Source organism: Verrucomicrobiales bacterium, from assembly GCA_016793885.1.
In the GTDB taxonomy this organism is placed as follows: domain Bacteria; phylum Verrucomicrobiota; class Verrucomicrobiia; order Limisphaerales; family UBA11320; genus UBA11320.
In genome coordinates, this window is the sequence record JAEUHE010000112.1 from 1 (window position 1) to 2251 (window position 2251).

Annotated in this window: 4 protein-coding genes; 3 read left to right on the forward strand and 1 reads right to left on the reverse strand. The window is 62.0% G+C overall.

The window, feature by feature from the left end:
* Window positions 1-237: 237 nt before the first annotated feature.
* Genes JNN07_12805 through JNN07_12815 form a run of 3 tightly spaced genes read left to right on the forward strand, consistent with a single transcriptional unit; the run spans window position 238 to window position 1738 of the window.
* Entirely contained in the window at window positions 238-753 is a 516-nt protein-coding gene (locus tag JNN07_12805; GenBank protein ID MBL9168616.1) for a transposase, read from the forward strand.
* Window positions 684-1238, forward strand: a complete 555-nt coding sequence (locus JNN07_12810) for an IS630 family transposase (GenBank protein ID MBL9168617.1) — start codon at window positions 684-686, stop codon at window positions 1236-1238. Before JNN07_12805 ends, JNN07_12810 begins: the two co-directional genes overlap by 70 nt.
* Window positions 1238-1738: an aquaporin gene (locus tag JNN07_12815; GenBank protein MBL9168618.1), complete on the forward strand. Its 501-nt coding sequence runs from the start codon at window positions 1238-1240 to the stop codon at window positions 1736-1738. Before JNN07_12810 ends, JNN07_12815 begins: the two co-directional genes overlap by 1 nt.
* A gap of 118 nt (window positions 1739-1856) precedes the next feature.
* Here JNN07_12815 and JNN07_12820 read toward each other — a convergent pair.
* The coding region (locus JNN07_12820; protein MBL9168619.1) for a type IV secretion system DNA-binding domain-containing protein at window positions 1857-2251 on the reverse strand (395 nt) is incomplete at its 5' end.

Consider the following 2251-nt stretch of genomic DNA (forward strand, 5'->3'; position numbering starts at 1 on the left):
GCTTCCCGTTCAATAACCATTGGATCCGAACGGATCTATTCGCAGCCGGCACAACCTCAAAGCGCGCCATTCCACCAAGAGAAACTCGGACCCCCGATGGCGGCTGTAAGATGATTCCCCTGCTCGGGTCAAACTGCCGCACATAAATCGTTCCCGCTCCCGCCGAGATGTTGCCGGAGTCTATTGATCCCCGCATAATAGGGTGACAATGGGCGGTTCGATCCCTAGAGTTTGGGCATGGCGAAGACCCGGGATCATGGCGAGATGGAAAAGCGCCGGAAGAAGGCGGCCAAGCTGTTCGGAAAGAACGTCACCGCTTCTGAGGTCGCTCGTCGTCTGGGTGTCGCCCGACAGGTCGCCTACCGATGGAAGGCTGCTTGGGATCAGGGCGGCATGACGGCACTGACCAGCAAGGGTCCGGCAGGCCCGAAGCGGAGGCTGACCTCGGCGCAGATGGACCAAGTGGCCGACGCTTTGGTGGCTGGCCCCGCAGCGCGAGGGTACAAGACCAATCTCTGGACGCTGCCCCGCGTGGCCGACCTGATCGAGGAACTGACGGGTGTTCGCTATCATCCTGGTCACGTCTGGCGACTGCTCGATTCAAGCGGCTTCAGCTGCCAACGACCGGAGCGCCGAGCAATCGAGCGCAACGACAAGGCGATCCGGCGCTGGAAGCGGGTGGAGTGGCCTGCGCTAAAAAAAAGGCCAGCGAAGAGCGGCGAATCATTGTCTTCGTCGACGAAAGCGGGTTGAGCACCCGTCCAACACGGGCTCGGACGTGGGCTCGGCGCGGGCAGACGCCGCTGCTCCAGGAGACCTTCAACTGGAAGAGCCTCTCGATCATCGGGGGAATGGCGCTCTGGCGATTCTACTTCCAGATTCACCCTGGCAGCATCAAGGGCCCGCAGGTGGTCGAATTCCTCCGGCATCTCCGGCGCCACATTCCCGGCAAGATGCTGATCATCTGGGATGGAGCACCGATCCACCGGAGTCGGTTGGTCAGGGAATACGTCGAATCTACCGACGGGCGCATGACGGTCGAGCGGTTGCCGGCGTATGCGCCGGAACTGAATCCGGTCGAATACATGTGGGGGCATCTCAAGACGCACGAGATCGCGAACCTTATCGTGACCAAGGCGTGGGAACTGAGCCACGAAGCGACCGCCGCCCTTCGGCGGATGCGCCGCCGGCGGTCCATCGTAGCCGCCTGCTACGCACAAGCTGAATTGTGGCCGTGATGTCACCCTATTATGCGGGCCTCAATAGAGGAGCCCCCGGAAGCGAGGCGTCGGCGATGGTATTCGCGGAATACTTCCCGAATCCCGGAGGCAAGGCGCTGACCGATGCAGCGCGAAATCGAATGACCTTCCCGGCCGCCTTTGCCGCGGAAGTGATCGGAACAGCCGTGCTGGTTCTGGTCATCTTCTGCGTCACCGACGAACGGAACAAGGCACGTCCGGCCATCCTGACGCCAGTCACGATTGGCCTCACCGTGACGCTGCTGATCTCCCTGCTGGGCCCGCTGACGATGGCCTGCTTCAATCCCGCTCGGGATCTTGCGCCACGGCTCTTCTCGTCCTTGGCTGGCTGGGGATCAGTCCCGTTTCAGGTCAACGGACACGGCTGGCTGACGGTATACGTATTGGCACCCTGCGCAGGCGCGTTGCTGGGTGGTGGTGTTCATCGTTTGCTCTTTCGGAATGCCTACGAATGGGCAGGCACGCTGAAGTCGCCGTAAAACGGCAATTCCGCACCAAATTGCTGCCAAAAAGAGAGCCCAAGATTGCGACCGATCTGTGACCTCCAAAAAGCGCTGTGTAGGCCTCGTTGATCCAGAACACCTGGCCTCGACAGAATCAACTGTGACTTGAATACCACGCGGGCACTTGTCCCTGGGGATCCAGGGGTGGGAGGCGTCTTCGGCGGTGGCCTTGGTCGCAGTGGACGACGACGCACTCGTGGTCGCGGAGGGTGCGGAGGAGGTGGGGTTTGAGGCGGTGTTCCTCGGTTTCCGAGAAATTGACGTTCCGTTTGCCGCCGCTGAAACCCCAGCTCCGTTTGATCACCCGCTTCTTGCCGAGGAAGTCGGCCGATTGGACCGCGTCGGCCTCGTCGGCGGCGCGGAAGATCAACCGGTTCCGCAGGTTCAGGGTCAGGACCCGCGACTTGTCGATGCCCAGGGGTGGGACGAACGAGGTGGTCGATTGCGCGGCCGCCACCACCGTGGCGCCGGCCTCGCGGATCACGTCGA